Genomic DNA, 15,263 nt, shown 5'->3' with positions numbered 1-15,263 from the left:
CTGGAAGCGTTCTTGGCGCGCAGACAGGAGTCAACGTGAGCACTCTCGACGCGACGGACCGCCGGATCCTGCGCGCGCTCGACGACGACCCGCGCGTGCCGGTGCTGCTGCTCGCGCAGCGGCTGGGCCTGGCGCGCAAGACGGTGCAGACCCGGCTGGCGCGGCTGCAGGACGCCGGCGTGCTGCGCCCGCACAGCGACCGGGTGCGGCCGTCGTCGCTGGGGTACGCGGTGAAGGCGCTCGTCACCGCGGAGGTCGAGCAGGCGCGGCTCGACGAGGCGGTGGCCGCGCTGCGGCGGATCCCGGAGATCCTGCACTGCGCGGCGACCACCGGGGACGGCGACATCGTGCTGCAGGTCGTCGCCCGCGATCCCGACGACCTGTACCGGGTGGGCCAGCGGATCCTCTCCTGCCGCGGGATCCGGCGCACGAGCAGCGCGCTGCTGATGCGCGACCTCATCCCCTACCGCACGACCGCGCTGCTGGAGGCGGCGGACGAGGTCAGCGCCGCGCGGTGAGCAGCAGGTGTTCCTCGGGGCTCGCGCCCGGCTGGTCCGGCGCGAAGACCTCCGAGTGGGTGGACAGCACCGTGAGCCCGGCGGCGGCGACCCTGGCTTCCAGGTCCGGCGCGGCGAAGCTGGTGAGCCGCACCTGGTGACCGAGGAACTCGACCGGCACGTCCTCGGCGTCCATCGGCACCGTGATCAACGACAGGTAGCCGCCCGGCACGAGCCACTCCGCGACACGGGCGAGGACCGCTTCGGTGTCGGCGCGCGGCATCTGCAGGAACGGGAAGTACGCGCACACCGCGTCCCAGGACGCCGGCGGTGAGGTCCAGGTGCGCACATCGGCCAGTTCGAACCGCGCGTCCGGCACGTTCCGGGTGGCGAGTTCAACCATCACGGGCGAGACGTCCAGCCCGGTGACCCGGCAGCCCGCGGCGGCCAGCTCCGCCGCGACCGGACGGCCGGTGCCGCTGCCGATGTCGAGCACCCGGGCCCCGGGCGGCAGGACCGCCAGCAGCTCGCGCACGGCGCGCGTCAGGATGGGCGGGCGGCCGAACGCGTCCTCGTACCCGGCGCCGATGGCGTCGAACAGCTCAGCCGCGGAGGTCACGCGCCGCTCGTCCATGCCCGGAACGTAACAAACCGGACGCCTCGGTGGCCACGGCGTCGCAGGCGGAAGCGCCGTCGGCGCGTGCCACGATCCGGCCGCCCACGGCCAGGAAAGCGGTTTCCGTGTCGTCGCCCGGCATGACACCGGCCGCCGCGGCCAGCCGTCCGTCGTCGTCGAACACCACCCGCAGCCGGGGCCAGGCGGTACGCGGGAAGGCCTGCCGCAGGCAGTGCGCCGTCTCCGCGACCGCCCAGCGGGCGAGCGGCAGGAACTCGGCGGGCTCGTCGGCGACCAGGACCGCGGTGACCTCCGCCCCGGCCCGCACCGCCTCCTCGACCGCGGCCAGGCGGTGCGGCCCCAGCACCGCGATCACGCCGTCGACCCGCACCGGCTCACCCGTCACGGCGTCGACGCGTTCGGCGGCGGGCCACGGTTCGTCCGCACGGGACGGTTCACGCAGCGGCGGAGGGGCCCAGAAGTCGTTGAGCTCCAACGTGGTCAGCCGTTCGCACGCGCTGATCACGTCGAACGGCTCGGCGAACCCCGGTGCCGCGGCGGCGAGCTGGGTCGCGCCCTGCAGGGTGGTGAGCACGGCGCCGGCCGCGCGGACGAGCCGGACCGGGGGCGCACCCGGCGGGCTCGGCGGCGGTTCCAGCGCCTCCCACGCGAGGGACAGCAGCACCGCGTCGAGCCGCATGAGCTGGGTGAACGCCGCGCGCAGCCGCTCGTCCGCCATCACCTCCGGCAGCAGGTCCCGGCCGAGCGGCGGTTCGTCGAGCCGGGAGACCCACGCCCGAGCGAAGGAGGCCACGGAGTCCTTCGCGGTCGCGCCGGGCCGCGCCCCGGGCGGACGGGAAGCGTTCTCGGCGAGATCGGCCAGCACGGCGAAGTACAGCGCGCGTTTGCCGGGGAAGTTCGAGTAGACCGCGCCCCTGGTCAGCTCGGCCCGCTCGGCGATCGCGTCCACCTTCGCGTCCCGGAAGCCGCGTTCGGCGAACTCCGCGCGCGCGGCGGCCAGCACCTTCGCCCGGTTGCGCTCCTGCGCCTGGGCCCTGGTGAGCCGAGCCATGCCACCCCCGTCATTGCCTCACGACGGCCTTCAAGCTACCTTCACCATCCAGATGATGACATCATCTGAATTTTCCCCTGGAGGCCACATGGTGCCCGAACTCGACCTGTCCGACCCCGCCGTGCTGCACGATCCCTTCGCCACCTACGGCGCCCTGCGCGAGAAGAGCCCCGTCGCGCGCTTGCTCGCACCGGGCTTCGGCTCGATGTGGGCCGTGCTGCGGCACGCGGAGGCTCGCGAACTGCTCGCCGATCCCCGCTTCGGCCCCAGCTCGGCCAGCTACCTGCGGCCGGACGTGCCCGAGCACTGCCGGCCCTACCTGCGCACGATGCAGGAGGTCGGCGGCGACGAGCACCTCCGCCTGCGCCGCACCGTCGCCCCCGCCTTCACGCCTCGCCGTGCCGAGGACTTCCGGGCGCGCGTGGCGCGCATCGTGGACCGGCTGCTCGACGCGCTCCCGGACGGCCCGGTCGACCTGCTGGAGCACTTCGCGCGGCCGCTGCCGGTCGAGGTGATCTGCGAGCTCGTGGGGGTCCCCGGCGCGGACCGGCCACGGTGGCACTCCTACGCCGCGACGATCGCCACCGGCGCGGGGCCGGCGTTCGCCGAGGCGCTGCCCTCGGCCATCGAGGACGCGAAGGGCACCGTGGCGCGCGCACGGGTGGCGCCGGGCGACGACCTGGTCACCGACCTGCTGCGCACAGATCTGTCCGAAGTGGACACGGTCACGCTCGTCTGGCACCTGGTCCTCGCCGGACAGACCCCGGCGAACCTCGTCGCCAACGCGGTCGAAGCCCTGCTCACCCACCCCGAGCAGCTCGCCGCGGTGCGGGCCGATCCGGCGCTCGCCCCGAGGGCCGTCGAGGAGGCGTTGCGGTGGTGCGGCCCGCAGCCGCTGACCGTGCCCCGGTTCGGTACCGAGGACGCGGAGATCGGCGGGGTCCGGATCCCGGAGGGCGAACCCGTCACGGTCGTCATCGCCGCCGCCAACCGGGATCCGCGCGTCTTCCCCGACCCCGACCGGTTCGACATCACCCGGGAGCCGGGTGCCCAGCACCTGAGTTTCGCCCACGGGCCGCACTTCTGCCTCGGCGCGTCGTTCGCCCGCGTGCAGACCGAGGTGGCGATTTCGGCCCTGCTGGGCCGTTTTCCCGATCTCGCGCTCGCCGACCCGGTGGAGCGGGCGCCGGATCCGGGGACGTGGCGACCGGTCGCGTTGCCGGTGCGGCGGTGACTAGGATTTCGGCCATGCGATTCGGATTGTTCGTGCCCCAGGGCTGGCGCCTGGATCTGGCCGGTATCGACCCCGCCGAGCAGTGGAACACCATGCTCGGCATCGCCAGGATCGCCGAGGAGGGACCCTTCGAGTCGATCTGGGTCTACGACCACTTCCACACCACGCCGGTGGCCACCGAGGAGGCCACGCACGAGGCGTGGGCGCTGATGGCGGCGTTCGCCGCGGCGACCAGCCGGGTGCGGCTGGGCCAGATGTGCACCTGCATGGCCTACCGCAATCCCGCCTACCTCGCGAAGTTCGCGGCCACCACGGACGTCGTGTCCGGCGGCCGCGTGGAGATGGGCATCGGCGCCGGCTGGTACGAGCACGAGTGGCGCGCCTACGGGTACGGGTTCCCGCCCGCCGGGGAGCGGCTGGGCATGCTCGACGAGGGCGTGCAGATCATGCGGCAGCTGTGGACCGAGGGCAAGGCCACGCTCGACGGCCGCCACTACCACGTCGACGGTGCGATCTCCCGCCCGCTGCCGCTGCAGGAGGGCGGCATTCCACTGTGGATCGCCGGTGGCGGCGAGAAGAAGACGCTCCGGATCGCCGCGCAGTACGCGAACTACACCAACTTCGCCGGCGGTCCCGAGGACTTCGCCCACAAGTCGGAGGTGCTGGCCGCGCACTGCAAGGACGTCGGCACCGACTTCGACGCGATCGTGCGCTCGGCCAACTACAACGTGGTGATCGGCGAGACCGAGAAGGACGTGCGGGACCGGCTGGCGTGGCTCCGCTCGCACTTCCAGCCGCACCTGCCCGCGGACGTGCTGGAGTCGACGTACCGGGCCTTCGAGACCGGCCCGCTGGTCGGCACGCCGGAGCAGATCGCCGAGCGGCTCACCGAGCTGCGTGGCCTCGGGATGACGTACGCGATCACGTACTTCGCCGACGCGGCCTACGACCGCTCCAGCATCGACCTGTTCGTGCGTGACGTGATCCCGGCACTGGCCGGTTAGGACGCTGGGGCGGGCCTGGGTCGCCAGGCCCGCCCCACATGTCACTGCGGCAGTTTGACCACGGTGACGAAGAAGTCGTCGATCTGGCGGATCACTTCGATGAACCGTTCGAAGTCGACGGGTTTGCTGACGTAGGCGTTGGCGTGGAGGCTGTAGCTGCGCAGGATGTCCTCCTCCGCCTCGGACGTCGTGAGCACCACGACCGGGATCACGCGCAGCTCCGGGTCGTTCTTCAGCTCCGCCAGCACCTCGCGCCCGTCGCGGCGCGGCAGGTTCAGGTCGAGCAGGATCAGACCCGGGCGCGGCGCGTCGGCGTACTCGCCCTCGCGGTGCAGGAACTGCAGCGCCTGCTCACCGTCCTTGACGACGTGCAGCTTGTTGCGGATCTTGTGGTGCTCGAACGCCTCCTGCGTCATCAGGACGTCACCGTCGTCGTCCTCGACGAGCAGGACGTCGACGACGTCAAGCGGTTCCGGGATGGTCATCGGTTTCCTTCTCCTCCTGGAGCACGGGCAGGGTGAAACAGAACCGGGCACCGGTCTGGACCGTGGTGTCGAGCCAGATGGTGCCGCCGTGGTGTTCGACGATCTTCCGGCACATCGCCAGCCCGATGCCGGTGCCGGGGTAGTCCGCCTTCGCGTGCAGGCGCTGGAAGATCACGAAGATCCGCTCCGCGTACTCCGGGTCGATGCCGATCCCGTTGTCCTGCACGCAAAACCGCCAGAAATCACCGTCGCGTTCCGCCGTGACGGTGACGTGGGGCTGGTTGTCGCCGTGGAACTTCAGCGCGTTGCCCAGCAGGTTCTGGAACACCGCGGTGAGCAGGGGTACCTCGGCGCGCACGGTGGGCAGCTCGCCCACCTCGATCGTCGCGCCGGACTGTTCGATCGCGGTGGCCAGGTTCGTCTTCGCCTGCTCGACCACCTTCTCGCACGACACGGGCACTGCCTCGCGGACGATGCGCCCGACGCGGCTGAACGCGAGCAGGTCGTTGATGAGCACCTGCATGCGTTTCGCGCCGTCCACGGCGAAACCGATGTACTGGTCGGCCCGCTCGTCGAGCTGCCCGGCGTAGCGGCGCTGCAGCAGCTGGCAGAAACTCGCGACCTTCCGCAGCGGCTCCTGCAGGTCGTGCGAGGCCACGTAGGCGAACTGCTCCAGCTCGGCGTTGGACCGCTCCAGGTCCTGCGTGCGGGCGTCGAGCACGGCGTGCGCGGACCGCAGCGCCGAGAGCTCCTGGAGGATGCGCTCACGCATCCGGTTCACGTCGTCGCCCAGCTCCCGCACCTCGCGCGGCCCGCTCTGCGCGACCTCGTGCGCGAAGTCGCCGTCGGCGACCACGCGAACCTCCCGCGCCAGCCGGGTCAGCGGCGTGATGGCGGCGGCGCGCAGCCCGAACGCCAGCGCGAACACGATCAGCACGAACACCACGGCGATCGCGATGCAGGCCACGTAGAGCACGACCCACGTGCGGTTCAGCGTGGCCGTGCCCAGCTGGCGGGCGGTGTTCAGCTCGTCCTGCAGCGCCGTCACCGCGGTGCGCACGGCGTCGAAGGCGTTCTTGCCGCGGTCGACGCCGGTGCCCACGGCGGGCTGCCCGGTGGTCCGGACCAGCTGGATCGTCGGCTCCGCGTACTCCGTGCGCCACGCATCGGCGAGGGTCACGACCTCGCGCAGTCCCGCGGCCGCCTCGGGCAGGTCGGAGCCCAGCAGTCCGGTGAGCCGGTCCACGGCGTCCCGTTGCGCCGCCAGCCCGTTGGTGTAGGGCTGCAGGAAGTCCTGCTGGGTGGCCAGTCCGTAGCCCCGCACACCGGTCTCCTGGTCGACCAGCGCGGCCTCCAGGCGCAGGGACTGCTGCAGCGCGGGGTCGATCCGGTCGATGACGCGGCTGCGGGCGGTGGACAGGCTGGTCAGCGCGATGACGCCGACCACGATCGAGATCACCGAGAACGCGGCGACGATCGCGACGCCGACGCTGGTGATGCGGCGCAGCGGCCAGCGGTGCGCGTGGCGGCGCGGTTCCCGCTCGACGGGGGCGGGAGGTGCTTCGACCGTCACCGGGCGCCTCCGCCCAGCGCGAGCACCGCCAGGTCGTCGTCCAGATCGCCGCCGTTGAGCGCACGCACCCGCTCGATCACGTCGTCCAGCAGTCCTTCCTCGGCGCCGCGCGCCGGATAACCCGCGGGCAGCACGGATTCCACGAGCCCGAGCAGCCCGTCCACGTCCAGCCGCCTGCTGCCCGCGCCGATGCGGCCCTCGATCAGGCCGTCGGTGTACATCAGGATCGACCAGCGGCGGTCCAGCGGCAGGTCGGCGCTCGGCCACACCGAGCCGTCGCCGATGCCCACCGGCGGGCGCAGCGGCGCCTCCAGCTGCCGCACCCCGCCGGGTGTGATGACCAGCGGCGGCGGGTGGCCCGCGAGGTACACGCGGACGAACCGGCGGCTCGGGTCGATCGACAGCATGGTGAGCGTCGTGAACAGCGCCTTCTTGTGCCGTTCGTGGGCGAAGACCTGGTCGAGGGTGGTGAGCACCTCGACGGTGGGGCGCGCGGCGAGCACCATCGTGCGCCACGCCACGCGCATCGACACCCCCAGCGCGGCTTCGTCGGGGCCGTGCCCGCAGACGTCGCCGACCACGGCGTGCACCCAGCCGTCGGCGGCCTGCACGACGTCGTAGAAGTCGCCGCCCAGCAGCAACCGCTGCCCGCCGGGCGAGTACCGGCTCGCGACGGTCAGCTCCGGGTCCGACACCAGCGGCGAGGGCAGCAGGCCGCGCTCCAGGCGCGTGTTCTCCTCGGCGTAGATGCGGGCTTCCCGCAGCTCGCGCTGGACCTCCTCGGAGCGCACGCGTTCGATCGCGTAGCGGATGACCCGGTCCAGCAGCTGCCCGTCGACCTGGCCCTTGACCAGGTAGTCCTGGGCGCCGGCGCGCACGGCGTGCTCGCCGAGGTACTCGTCGGCCAGCCCCGTCAGCACCACCACGGCGACGTCGGGGCGGTGCGCCTGCAGCCAGCGGACGCCTTCGAGCTCGTGGGTGTCGGGCAGGCCCAGGTCGAGCAGCACGCACGCGACACCGGCCAGGTACGGGCGGGCCTCGGCCAGCGACCGGACGCGCTGCAGCTCGACGGCCGCGCCGACGTCGATGAGCAGCTCCTCCACGAGCAGGGCGTCACCGTCGTCGTCCTCGATCAGCAGGACCCGGGTGGGCCCCAGCCGTTCCGGAGAAGGTGCGCGGGTGAGCGCAGCATCCCGAGCCACCATCGGTGCCTGCTCGTCCTCGCTGTGTCGGGTGCCGGCCTCGGCGGTCGGCGCGGTCAGCACAGCATAGTGGGCAACCCCGGCGCTCCGCCGTGCAACGTGCGCGGCATGCCATGCTGTCGCGAACCTCCGGCGCGGCGGCCGCGTCGGAGTGGGTGCCGGCCGGTGAGGGAAAGGGCATGCGGTGGTGCGGAGCAGATCGGTGTGGGGCGTACTGCTGACCGGGATCGTGGCGCTGGCGGTCGCGGGGTGCACGGAGGCGGTGAAGGGACAGCCTTTCGCGGCGGGGACGAGCTCGTCCTCGGCGGCGCCTTCGTCGTCGCGGTCCGCGGCACCGTCGTCGTCATCGGCTTCATCGGCGCCGGGGGGCACGGTGACGGTGGCGACGATGACCGTGACGTTGCCGCAGGGCATGCGGTACACCGGCGCCTCCTCGGGCGGCGCTCTCGACGGGTGCGTCTCGGACGGGTCGGCGCAGTGCGTGGCGCGGATGCTGGACCTGCGCGCGGCGGCGAACGACCCGAACGCGCCCTTCAACGCCCCCAGCGTGAACCGGCCCTACGGCTGGTACACGGGCACGGACGTGCCGCAGTGCATCACCCCGTCCGCGCCGCCCGGGTCGGGCCCGGAAGCCACCGGCAGCACCGTGATCGAGTCCGGTCTCGCCCCGATCGGCCCGAAGAAGGCCGAGTACGCACGCTGGCAGGTCACCTGCGCGGACGCGACGCAGAACAACCAGGTCCGGATGTGGTGGCTGCCGACGAGCAAGATCCTGGTGACCGAGTACGCCGCCTCCCCCGACCTCGACGCGCGCATCGACGCGATCCTCGCCGGGGCGACGTTCGGCTGACCCGTCAGGGGGCCGCCTCGGCGGCGGTTCTGACGTGCTCGTTGCAGGAGGAGGGGCTTGCCATGGTGCCCGGAACGGACCGCCTACTGCAGGTCTCGCCTGGCGGTCTCCACTGCCTGGACGGGTGCCGCGAAACCGAGGCGGTCGCAGAGGGCCCGCGGGCGGCGGCGCACCCTGCGACCGGACAGCTCCAGGCGTCGCACGATGGCGTTGAGCGTCAGGTCTTCGGCGCGCAGGTCCAGTTCCCGCCGTTTGAGGGTGATCGTCACGGCACGCTCCTCCGCTCCAGTCTCGCCTGCGCGGCCGCCCAGTCGCCGCCCGTGGGGTCGTACCGGCGCAGCGGCTGGGTTCGGCGGATGAGCGCGCGCATCGCCGCCAGGTCCGGCAGGTCCTCGCCGAGGGTACGGGCCTGGACGAGGACGTTGCCGAGCGCGGCGGCCTCCACCGGCCCGGCGAGCACGGGCACGCCGCAGGCGTCGGCGGTGAGCTGGCACAACAGTTCGTTGCGCACTCCGCCACCCACCAGGTGCACGACGTCGACGGCGCGGCCGGTCAGCTCCGCGGCCTGGCGCACAGTGCGCCGGTACGCCAGCGCCAGACTGTCCACAATGCACCGGACGATCTCGCCGCGGGTCTCCGGTGGCCGCTGACCGGTTTCCCGGCACGCGGCGGCGATCCGGGCGGGCATGTCACCGGGGGCGAGGAACGCGGGCGCGTCGAGGTCGACGACGGCCGCCAGCGGTGGCGCGTCGGCGGCTTCGGCGAGCACCCGTGCCAGCTCCACCCGCTCGCCCCGGGCGGCCCACGTGCGCAGGGTCTCGGTGAGCACCCACAGGCCCATCACGTTGCGCAGGAAGCGGAACGTGCCGTCGACGCCGCCTTCGTTGGTGAAGTTGGCGGCGCGTGCGGCCTCGCTCAGCTCGGGACGCGTCAGCTCCATCCCGACCAGCGACCAGGTGCCGGAGGAGATGTAGGCGAACTGCGTGCCGGGCTCGGCGGGCACGGCCACGACCGCCGAGGCGGTGTCGTGCGAGCCGACCGCGATGACCGGCAGCTGCGGCAACACCAGCTCCTCGGCGACCTCACGGCGCAGGCTGCCCACCACCGAGCCCGGGTCGCGCAGCGGCGGGAACAACCGGGGCGGGATCCCCGCGCGTGCGGCGATGCCGGTCGCCCAATTCTGGGCACGCACGTCGTAGAGCTGCGTGGTCGAGGCGTTGGTGCGTTCGGCGCCGACGGCACCGGTGAGCCAGTGGTTCAACAGGTCCGGGATCAGCAGCATCGTCTCCGCGGCCGCGAGCCGGTCGCCCTCGGCGATCAGCTGGTAAAGCGTGTTAAACGGCAGCTGCTGCAACCCGGTGACGTCGAACAGCTCCCGCGGCGGGATGGCCTTCCCGACCTGTTCGGCGATGCCGTCGGTGCGGGAGTCTCGGTAGTGCACAGGGTTGCCGAGCAGGGCGCCGGACGCGTCAAGCAGCCCGTAGTCCACCGCCCACGAGTCGATGCCCACCCCCGCAACGTCTCCGGCCGCCTGCAGACCCGCCAGCGTTTCGCGGTAGATCCCGAGGATGTCCCAGTGCAACGTGGAGCCCGCACCCCGCGCGACGCGGACGGGCCCGCCGTTGGGAAACCGGTGCACCTCGTCGAGTTCGAGGCGCCCCGGCCCCACGGTCCCGGCCATCACCCGCCCGCTGGACGCACCGAGGTCGACCGCCGCGAGGCGCATCATGGCCGTACCACGACCAGTTCGAGGCCCAGCAGATCCGCGACGGCGGTCAGCTCCGCGACCCGGTGGCCGGTCCCGAGCGCCCAGTGGTGGTCCACCCCGCTGGCCGACCACGCGTCGGTCCACTCCCCCGGGTCGCAGCCGAAGTCCACGCGCGAGGTGGTGTTGCCGATTTCCAGCAGCGGCCCCGGCACGACCTCGCCCTCCGCGGCCACGAGCACGAACCTGCCGTCGCGGTGCTGCCCGAGCCCGCACAGGGTGACCGGGCCGTGCTGGACGTCGAACTCGACCGACACGCCCCAGCCCCGTTTGCCGTGGTACACGCCGAGCCCGCGCAACAGCGGTTTGCGCGCGCTGATCGCCAGGTGCGCGGGCCCGTCGTGCCCCATTTCCACGACCCGGTCGCGGAAGTTCAGCGCCTGCAGCTCGGTGAAGGACCCGCCCGCGCCGAGCCGGTCCATCAGCAGCATCGCGAGCGAGGTGCGCAGCTCGTACTCGCCGACGGCGGGGATGCCGCGCGCGGTGAGCAGCGACGCGCCGAGGATGAACCCGGCGCCGACGCGTTCGTGGGTCTCCCCGTCGAGCCCGCGGTGGTAGTAGGCCAGCGAGTCCAGCGCGAAGTCCTCGACCAGGCGGTCGAGCGCGACGGAAACCCTGGCGCCCCAGGCGAAATCCTCCTCGGTGACGGAGGAGTGCACGGTGAACACCTCGCGGGCGAGGTCCATCCTCGCCCGGGTCTCGTCGTCGGTGACCTTCTCGACGCGGACCCGCAGGTCGTCGACCTCCAGGATCTCCACGTGCCCGCCGAGCTGGGCCGGCACCAGCGTCGGGTCAGTCGCGACGTCGAGCATGCCCGGGTACAGGTGGCCGAGCAGGCCGTGGCGGCCGTGCCGGAACGCCGCCCGCACGCCGGCGGCCTTGATCCACCGCTCGATCCGCGTCCAGGCCCGCTCGTCCTCCAGGTGGCCGGAAACCGAGCGGAACTCCACCCCGAGGCGGCGGAAGGCGTTGGCCATCTCCGGCAGCGGGCACGCGCCGCAGTAGGCCAGCCAGGCGCCGGTGTCGAAGGTGGCGTGGTCCATGGCCTCCGTGGGCTGGAGGTTGATCAGCAGCACCGGGGCGCCGCTGCGCTGGGCGACCGGGGCCAGCATGCTGGACGTGAGGTACGTCGTCAGGAACCCGATGATCAGGTCGCAGTCGGCCACGCGCAGTGTTTCCGCCGCGGCCGCGCCTTCCCGCGCGTCGGAGACGAACCCGGCGTCGACCACCTCGCAGTCCAAACCGGACAGACGCTCGGCCACGCGCCGCGCCGAGGCCTGGAGTTGCGGCAGCAGCTCCGGGAACTGCGGCCAGTACGCCCCGAGCCCGCCGGAGACGAGCCCGACGCGGGTGCGGCGCGGCGTGATGCGCTCCAAGGACATGGTCTCCCCCTCAGCGCAGGAAAGCGGCGGCCACGCCCGCGTCGACGGGCACGTGCAGGCCGGTGGTGTGGGTCAGGTCGCCCGCGGTGAGCGCGAACACCGCGGCGGCGACGTGCTCGGGCAGCACCTCGCGCTTGAGGATGGTGCGCTGGGCGTAGAACTTGCCCAGGTCCTCCTCCGGCACGCCGTACACCGCGGCGCGCTGCGCGCCCCAGCCCCCGGCGAAGATGCCGGAGCCCCGCACGACGCCGTCGGGGTTGACGCCGTTGACGCGGATGCCGTGCTCGCCCAGTTCGGCGGCGAGCAACCGCACCTGGTGCGCCTGGTCGGCCTTCGCCGCCCCGTACGCGACGTTGTTGGGGCCCGCGAACACGGAGTTCTTCGAGGAGATGTAGACGATGTCACCGCCCATCCCCTGCGCGATCATCGCCCTCGCCGCCGCGCGCGAGACCAGGAAGGAGCCCTTGGCCATCACGTCGTGCTGGATGTCCCAGTCCTTTTCGGTGGTTTCCAGCAGTGGCTTGGAGATCGACAGCCCGGCGTTGTTGACCACCAGGTCCACCCCGCCGAACGCGAGCGCGGTCGCGTCGATCGCGGCCTGCACGGCGTCGGCGTCGGTGACGTTGGCCGTCACCGCGACCGCCTTGTCGGTGCCGCCGATGCCGCGGGCGACCTGTTCGGCGGCGTCGGCGTTGAGGTCGGCGATCGCGACGCAGGCGCCCTCGGCGGCGAGGCGTTCGGCGATGGCCTTCCCGATGCCCGAGCCCGCGCCCGTGACGAGCGCGATGCGGCCCGCGAGCGGTTTCGGCTTGGGCATCCGCTGGAGTTTGGCCTCCTCCAGTGCCCAGTACTCGATCCGGAACTTCTCGCTCTCCGGGATCGGCGCGTAGGTGGAGACGGCTTCGGCGCCGCGCATCACGTTGATGGCGTTGACGTAGAACTCGCCCGCCACGCGCGCGGTCTGCTTGTCCTTGCCGAAGGAGAACATGCCCACGCCGGGCACGAGCACGATGGCCGGGTCGGCGCCGCGCATGGCGGGGCTGTCCGGGGTGGCGTGCCGCTCGTAGTAGGCGCGGTAGTCCTCGCGGTAGGCGGCGTGCAGTTCCTTCAGCCGCGCGAGCACGTCCTCCAGCGGCGCGCTGCCGGGCAGGTCGAGCACGAGGGGGCGGACCTTGGTGCGCAGGAAGTGGTCCGGGCAGGACGTGCCCAGCGCCGCGAGCGGCTGGAGCTTCTCGCGGGACAGGAAGTCCAGCACCACGTCGGTGTCGGTGTAGTGGCCGACCTGGCGCTGGTCGGTCGAGGCGAGCCCGCGGACCACCGGGGCGAGCGCGGCGGCGCGTTCCCTGCGCTCCTGCTCCGGCAGCGGCTCGAACCCGGGCACGACGGCGCCGAACGGCTCGGCCCCGCCACGTTCGGCGAGGAACTTCTCGGCGGTGCGGATGATGTCCAGCGAGTTGCGCCGGCACTCCTCGGACGTGGCGCCCCACGCGGTGATGCCGTGCCCGCCGAGGATCACGCCGATCGCCTGCGGGTTGGCCTTCTTCACGGCGGCGATGTCGAGGCCGAGCTGGAACCCGGGGCGGCGCCAGTCGACCCACACCACGCGGTCGCCGAAGCACTCCTTGGTCAGCGCGGGACCGTCGGCGGCGGTGGCGAGCGCGATGCCCGAGTCCGGGTGCAGGTGGTCGACGTGGGTGGCGTCGACGAGGCCGTGCATGGCGGTGTCGATCGAGGGCGCGGCACCGCCGCGGCCGTGCAGGCAGTAGTCGAACGCGGCGACCATCTCGTCCTCGCGCTCGACACCGGGGTAGACGTCGACCAGTGCGCGCAGCCGGTCCAGCCTCAGCACGGCGAGCCCGGCCTCGGTCAGCGTGCCGAGGTCGCCCCCGGATCCCTTGACCCACAACAGTTCCGTGGGCTGTCCGGTGACGGGGTCGGTCTCGCTGCCCTTGGCGGAGGTGTTGCCGCCGGCGTAGTTGGTGTTGCGGGGGTCGGCGCCCAGCGCGTTGCTGCGGGCGATGAGTTCTTCCGGCACGGTCATGGTTCTCAGGCTCCCCATCCGGCCTGCCGGCCGTCGGCCCGCTCGGCCTCGATCTGCTGCTGGTACCCGCTGCGGTGGTAGGCGGCGACCGGGTCGGGATCCAGGCCCGCCTCCTCTCGCAGTTCGGCGAGGAGCGGCCGCACGTCGGTGTTGTAGGCGTCCATCAGGATCGCGTTGGCCTCCAGGACGTTCCCCTCACGCTGGGCGGTGCGCAGCGCGTCACGATCGACCAGCAGTGCCTTGGCGGTGGCCTCCTGGACGTTCATCACCGAGCGGATGATCGCGGGGATCTTGCGCTCGATGTTGTGGCACTGGTCGAGCATGAAGCTGATGCCGTAGGACGGGTCGAGCGCGTCCCCGCGGACGATCTCGTACATGATGCGGAACAGCTGGAACGGGTCCGCGGCGCCGGCCATCAGGTCGTCGTCGGCGTAGAAGCGGGAGTTGAAGTCGAACGCGCCGAGCTTCCCGGCCCGCAGCAGGAAGGCGACGATGAACTCGATGTTCGTGCCCGGCGCGTGGTGGCCGGTGTCGATGCACACCGTCGCTTTCGGACCGAGCTCGAGGCAGTGCGCGTAGGAGGTCCCCCAGTCCGGGACGTCGGTGGCGTAGAAGGCGGGCTCGAACAGCTTGTACTCCAGCAGCAGCCGCTGGCCGTCGCCGAGCCGCTCGTAGGTCTCGTGCAGCGCGGCGGACAGCCGGTCCTGCCGGTCGCGCAGGTCGTCCTGGCCGGGGTAGTTGATGCCGTCGGAGAACCACAGCTTCAGGTCGCGGGAGCCCGTGGCGTCCATGATGGAGATCGCCTCGAGCAGGTGGTCGGTGGCCTTGCGGCGGATGCCGGGGTCCGGGTTGGTGACCGAGCCGAGCTTGTAGTCCTCGTCCTGGAAGACGTTGGTGTTGATCGCGCCGATCTCGACGCCGAGGTCCCGCGCGTAGCGGGCGAGCGCGCCGTAGTCCTCGACGCGGTCCCACGGGATGTGCAGCGCCACACTCGGGGCGACCCCGGTGAACCGGTGCACGGTCGCCGCGTCGGCGATCTTCTCCTCGGGCGTGCGCGGCACCCCCGGCTGCGGGAACACCTTGAAGCGGGTGCCGGAGTTCGCGTAGCCCCAGGACGGGGTTTCGATCCGCTGGGCCCGCAGCGCGGACTTCACAGCAGTCAGGTCGGACACGTGGATCACTTTCCTTCTAGGTGGAAGACCTCGGTGAGCAGCTGGAAACCCTCGTCGGGGCCGCGGCCGTCGAGGCCGGTGAAGAACCCGGCCATCTCCGCCTGCCAGCGGGCGTTGACCTCCGTGCGGGCCATCGCGGCCTGGGCGGCTTCGAGGTCGTCGGCTTCGACGTAGCCGATCAGGAGGCCGTCGTCGCGGAGGAAGAGCGAGTAGTTGCGCCAGCCGGTGTCGGTCAGCGCCTGCCGCATCTCCGGCCACACCGCGCGGTGCCGCTGCGCGTACTCGGTCATCCGCTCGGGTTTCACCTGCAGGCAGAAGCAGTATCGGGCCACGATCACGTCCTCCGTGGAACCCGGCCGGGCCGCGGGAC

The 15,263-nt window shown here is 72.3% G+C and carries 15 protein-coding genes; 4 read left to right on the top strand and 11 right to left on the bottom strand.

Translation table 11 applies throughout. The features are described from left to right. Window positions 1–35 precede the first annotated feature (35 nt). Entirely contained in the window at window positions 36–518 is a 483-nt protein-coding gene (locus BMZ92_RS02705; protein WP_091504033.1) for an Lrp/AsnC family transcriptional regulator, read from the top strand. On the opposite strand, the gene BMZ92_RS02700 is transcribed toward BMZ92_RS02705, so the two are convergent. Beyond that, window positions 502–1,131: a class I SAM-dependent methyltransferase gene (locus BMZ92_RS02700; protein ID WP_091504032.1), complete on the bottom strand. Its 630-nt coding sequence runs from the start codon at window positions 1,129–1,131 to the stop codon at window positions 502–504. The genes BMZ92_RS02705 and BMZ92_RS02700 overlap by 17 nt on opposite strands. Next, on the bottom strand, window positions 1,100–2,185 hold the full coding sequence (locus BMZ92_RS02695; RefSeq protein ID WP_091504031.1) for a TetR family transcriptional regulator: 1,086 nt from the start codon (window positions 2,183–2,185) through the stop codon (window positions 1,100–1,102). Before BMZ92_RS02695 ends, BMZ92_RS02700 begins: the two co-directional genes overlap by 32 nt. 88 nt (window positions 2,186–2,273) lie before the next feature. Here BMZ92_RS02695 and BMZ92_RS02690 point away from each other — a divergent pair, with 88 nt between their 5' ends. Then, window positions 2,274–3,419: a cytochrome P450 family protein gene (locus BMZ92_RS02690; RefSeq protein WP_091504030.1), complete on the top strand. Its 1,146-nt coding sequence runs from the start codon at window positions 2,274–2,276 to the stop codon at window positions 3,417–3,419. 14 nt (window positions 3,420–3,433) lie between these two features. Next, window positions 3,434–4,423 carry an LLM class F420-dependent oxidoreductase gene (locus tag BMZ92_RS02685; RefSeq protein WP_091504029.1) on the top strand — a complete coding sequence of 330 codons (990 nt, stop codon included), beginning with the start codon at window positions 3,434–3,436 and terminating at the stop codon, window positions 4,421–4,423. Window positions 4,424–4,464: 41 nt separating this feature from the next. Here the strand turns inward: BMZ92_RS02685 and BMZ92_RS02680 are convergent, their stop codons facing one another. The 3 genes from BMZ92_RS02680 to BMZ92_RS02670 are packed head-to-tail and all read right to left on the bottom strand — an operon-like array spanning window position 4,465 to window position 7,686. Next, window positions 4,465–4,908, bottom strand: a complete 444-nt coding sequence (locus BMZ92_RS02680; RefSeq protein ID WP_245782848.1) for a response regulator — start codon at window positions 4,906–4,908, stop codon at window positions 4,465–4,467. Continuing rightward, on the bottom strand, window positions 4,886–6,481 hold the full coding sequence (locus BMZ92_RS02675; protein ID WP_091504028.1) for a sensor histidine kinase: 1,596 nt from the start codon (window positions 6,479–6,481) through the stop codon (window positions 4,886–4,888). The genes BMZ92_RS02680 and BMZ92_RS02675 overlap by 23 nt, the downstream gene beginning before the upstream one ends. Further along, the gene (locus BMZ92_RS02670; protein ID WP_091504321.1) at window positions 6,478–7,686 is read right to left on the bottom strand and encodes a PP2C family protein-serine/threonine phosphatase; all 1,209 of its coding nucleotides are present in this window, start codon (window positions 7,684–7,686) and stop codon (window positions 6,478–6,480) included. The genes BMZ92_RS02675 and BMZ92_RS02670 overlap by 4 nt, the downstream gene beginning before the upstream one ends. Before the next feature lie 181 nt (window positions 7,687–7,867). On the opposite strand from BMZ92_RS02670, the gene BMZ92_RS02665 reads away from it, so the two are divergent. Continuing rightward, window positions 7,868–8,533, top strand: a complete 666-nt coding sequence (locus BMZ92_RS02665; RefSeq protein WP_245782847.1) for a hypothetical protein — start codon at window positions 7,868–7,870, stop codon at window positions 8,531–8,533. Window positions 8,534–8,616: 83 nt separating this feature from the next. Here the strand turns inward: BMZ92_RS02665 and BMZ92_RS02660 are convergent, their stop codons facing one another. Genes BMZ92_RS02660 through BMZ92_RS02635 form a run of 6 tightly spaced genes read right to left on the bottom strand, consistent with a single transcriptional unit; the run spans window position 8,617 to window position 15,225 of the window. Continuing rightward, entirely contained in the window at window positions 8,617–8,802 is a 186-nt protein-coding gene (locus BMZ92_RS02660) for a hypothetical protein (RefSeq protein ID WP_091504027.1), read from the bottom strand. Continuing rightward, on the bottom strand, window positions 8,799–10,259 hold the full coding sequence (locus BMZ92_RS02655) for a rhamnulokinase (protein WP_091504026.1): 1,461 nt from the start codon (window positions 10,257–10,259) through the stop codon (window positions 8,799–8,801). Before BMZ92_RS02655 ends, BMZ92_RS02660 begins: the two co-directional genes overlap by 4 nt. Then, entirely contained in the window at window positions 10,259–11,680 is a 1,422-nt protein-coding gene (locus tag BMZ92_RS02650; protein ID WP_091504025.1) for an L-fucose/L-arabinose isomerase family protein, read from the bottom strand. Before BMZ92_RS02650 ends, BMZ92_RS02655 begins: the two co-directional genes overlap by 1 nt. A 10-nt stretch (window positions 11,681–11,690) precedes the next feature. Beyond that, window positions 11,691–13,721, bottom strand: coding sequence for a bifunctional aldolase/short-chain dehydrogenase (locus BMZ92_RS02645; RefSeq protein ID WP_091504024.1), 2,031 nt, complete (start codon window positions 13,719–13,721; stop codon window positions 11,691–11,693). A 5-nt stretch (window positions 13,722–13,726) separates the two neighbouring features. Then, a complete protein-coding gene (rhaI, locus tag BMZ92_RS02640) occupies window positions 13,727–14,902 on the bottom strand; it encodes an L-rhamnose isomerase (protein WP_091504023.1) in 1,176 nt (391 codons plus the stop codon). Then, on the bottom strand, window positions 14,899–15,225 hold the full coding sequence (locus tag BMZ92_RS02635; protein WP_091504319.1) for an L-rhamnose mutarotase: 327 nt from the start codon (window positions 15,223–15,225) through the stop codon (window positions 14,899–14,901). Before BMZ92_RS02635 ends, rhaI begins: the two co-directional genes overlap by 4 nt. Window positions 15,226–15,263: the final 38 nt, after the last annotated feature.

This window comes from Amycolatopsis sacchari, from assembly GCF_900114035.1.
Taxonomy (GTDB): Bacteria; Actinomycetota; Actinomycetes; order Mycobacteriales; family Pseudonocardiaceae; genus Amycolatopsis_E; species Amycolatopsis_E sacchari.
Note: the sequence above shows the minus strand (reverse complement) of the source record. Positions and strands in the feature narration are given on the sequence as shown.

What these genes read in the sequence shown, in the direction of transcription:
- BMZ92_RS02680 (WP_245782848.1), bottom strand. Translation starts at nt 4,908, where the DNA reads ATGACCATCCCGGAACCGCTTGACGTCGTCGACGTCCTGCTCGTCGAG.
- BMZ92_RS02655 (WP_091504026.1), bottom strand. Translation starts at nt 10,259, where the DNA reads ATGCGCCTCGCGGCGGTCGACCTCGGTGCGTCCAGCGGGCGGGTGATG.
- BMZ92_RS02700 (WP_091504032.1), bottom strand. Translation starts at nt 1,131, where the DNA reads ATGGACGAGCGGCGCGTGACCTCCGCGGCTGAGCTGTTCGACGCCATC.
- BMZ92_RS02685 (WP_091504029.1), top strand. Translation starts at nt 3,434, where the DNA reads ATGCGATTCGGATTGTTCGTGCCCCAGGGCTGGCGCCTGGATCTGGCC.
- BMZ92_RS02690 (WP_091504030.1), top strand. Translation starts at nt 2,274, where the DNA reads ATGGTGCCCGAACTCGACCTGTCCGACCCCGCCGTGCTGCACGATCCC.
- BMZ92_RS02670 (WP_091504321.1), bottom strand. Translation starts at nt 7,686, where the DNA reads ATGGTGGCTCGGGATGCTGCGCTCACCCGCGCACCTTCTCCGGAACGG.
- BMZ92_RS02695 (WP_091504031.1), bottom strand. Translation starts at nt 2,185, where the DNA reads ATGGCTCGGCTCACCAGGGCCCAGGCGCAGGAGCGCAACCGGGCGAAG.
- BMZ92_RS02645 (WP_091504024.1), bottom strand. Translation starts at nt 13,721, where the DNA reads ATGACCGTGCCGGAAGAACTCATCGCCCGCAGCAACGCGCTGGGCGCC.
- BMZ92_RS02650 (WP_091504025.1), bottom strand. Translation starts at nt 11,680, where the DNA reads ATGTCCTTGGAGCGCATCACGCCGCGCCGCACCCGCGTCGGGCTCGTC.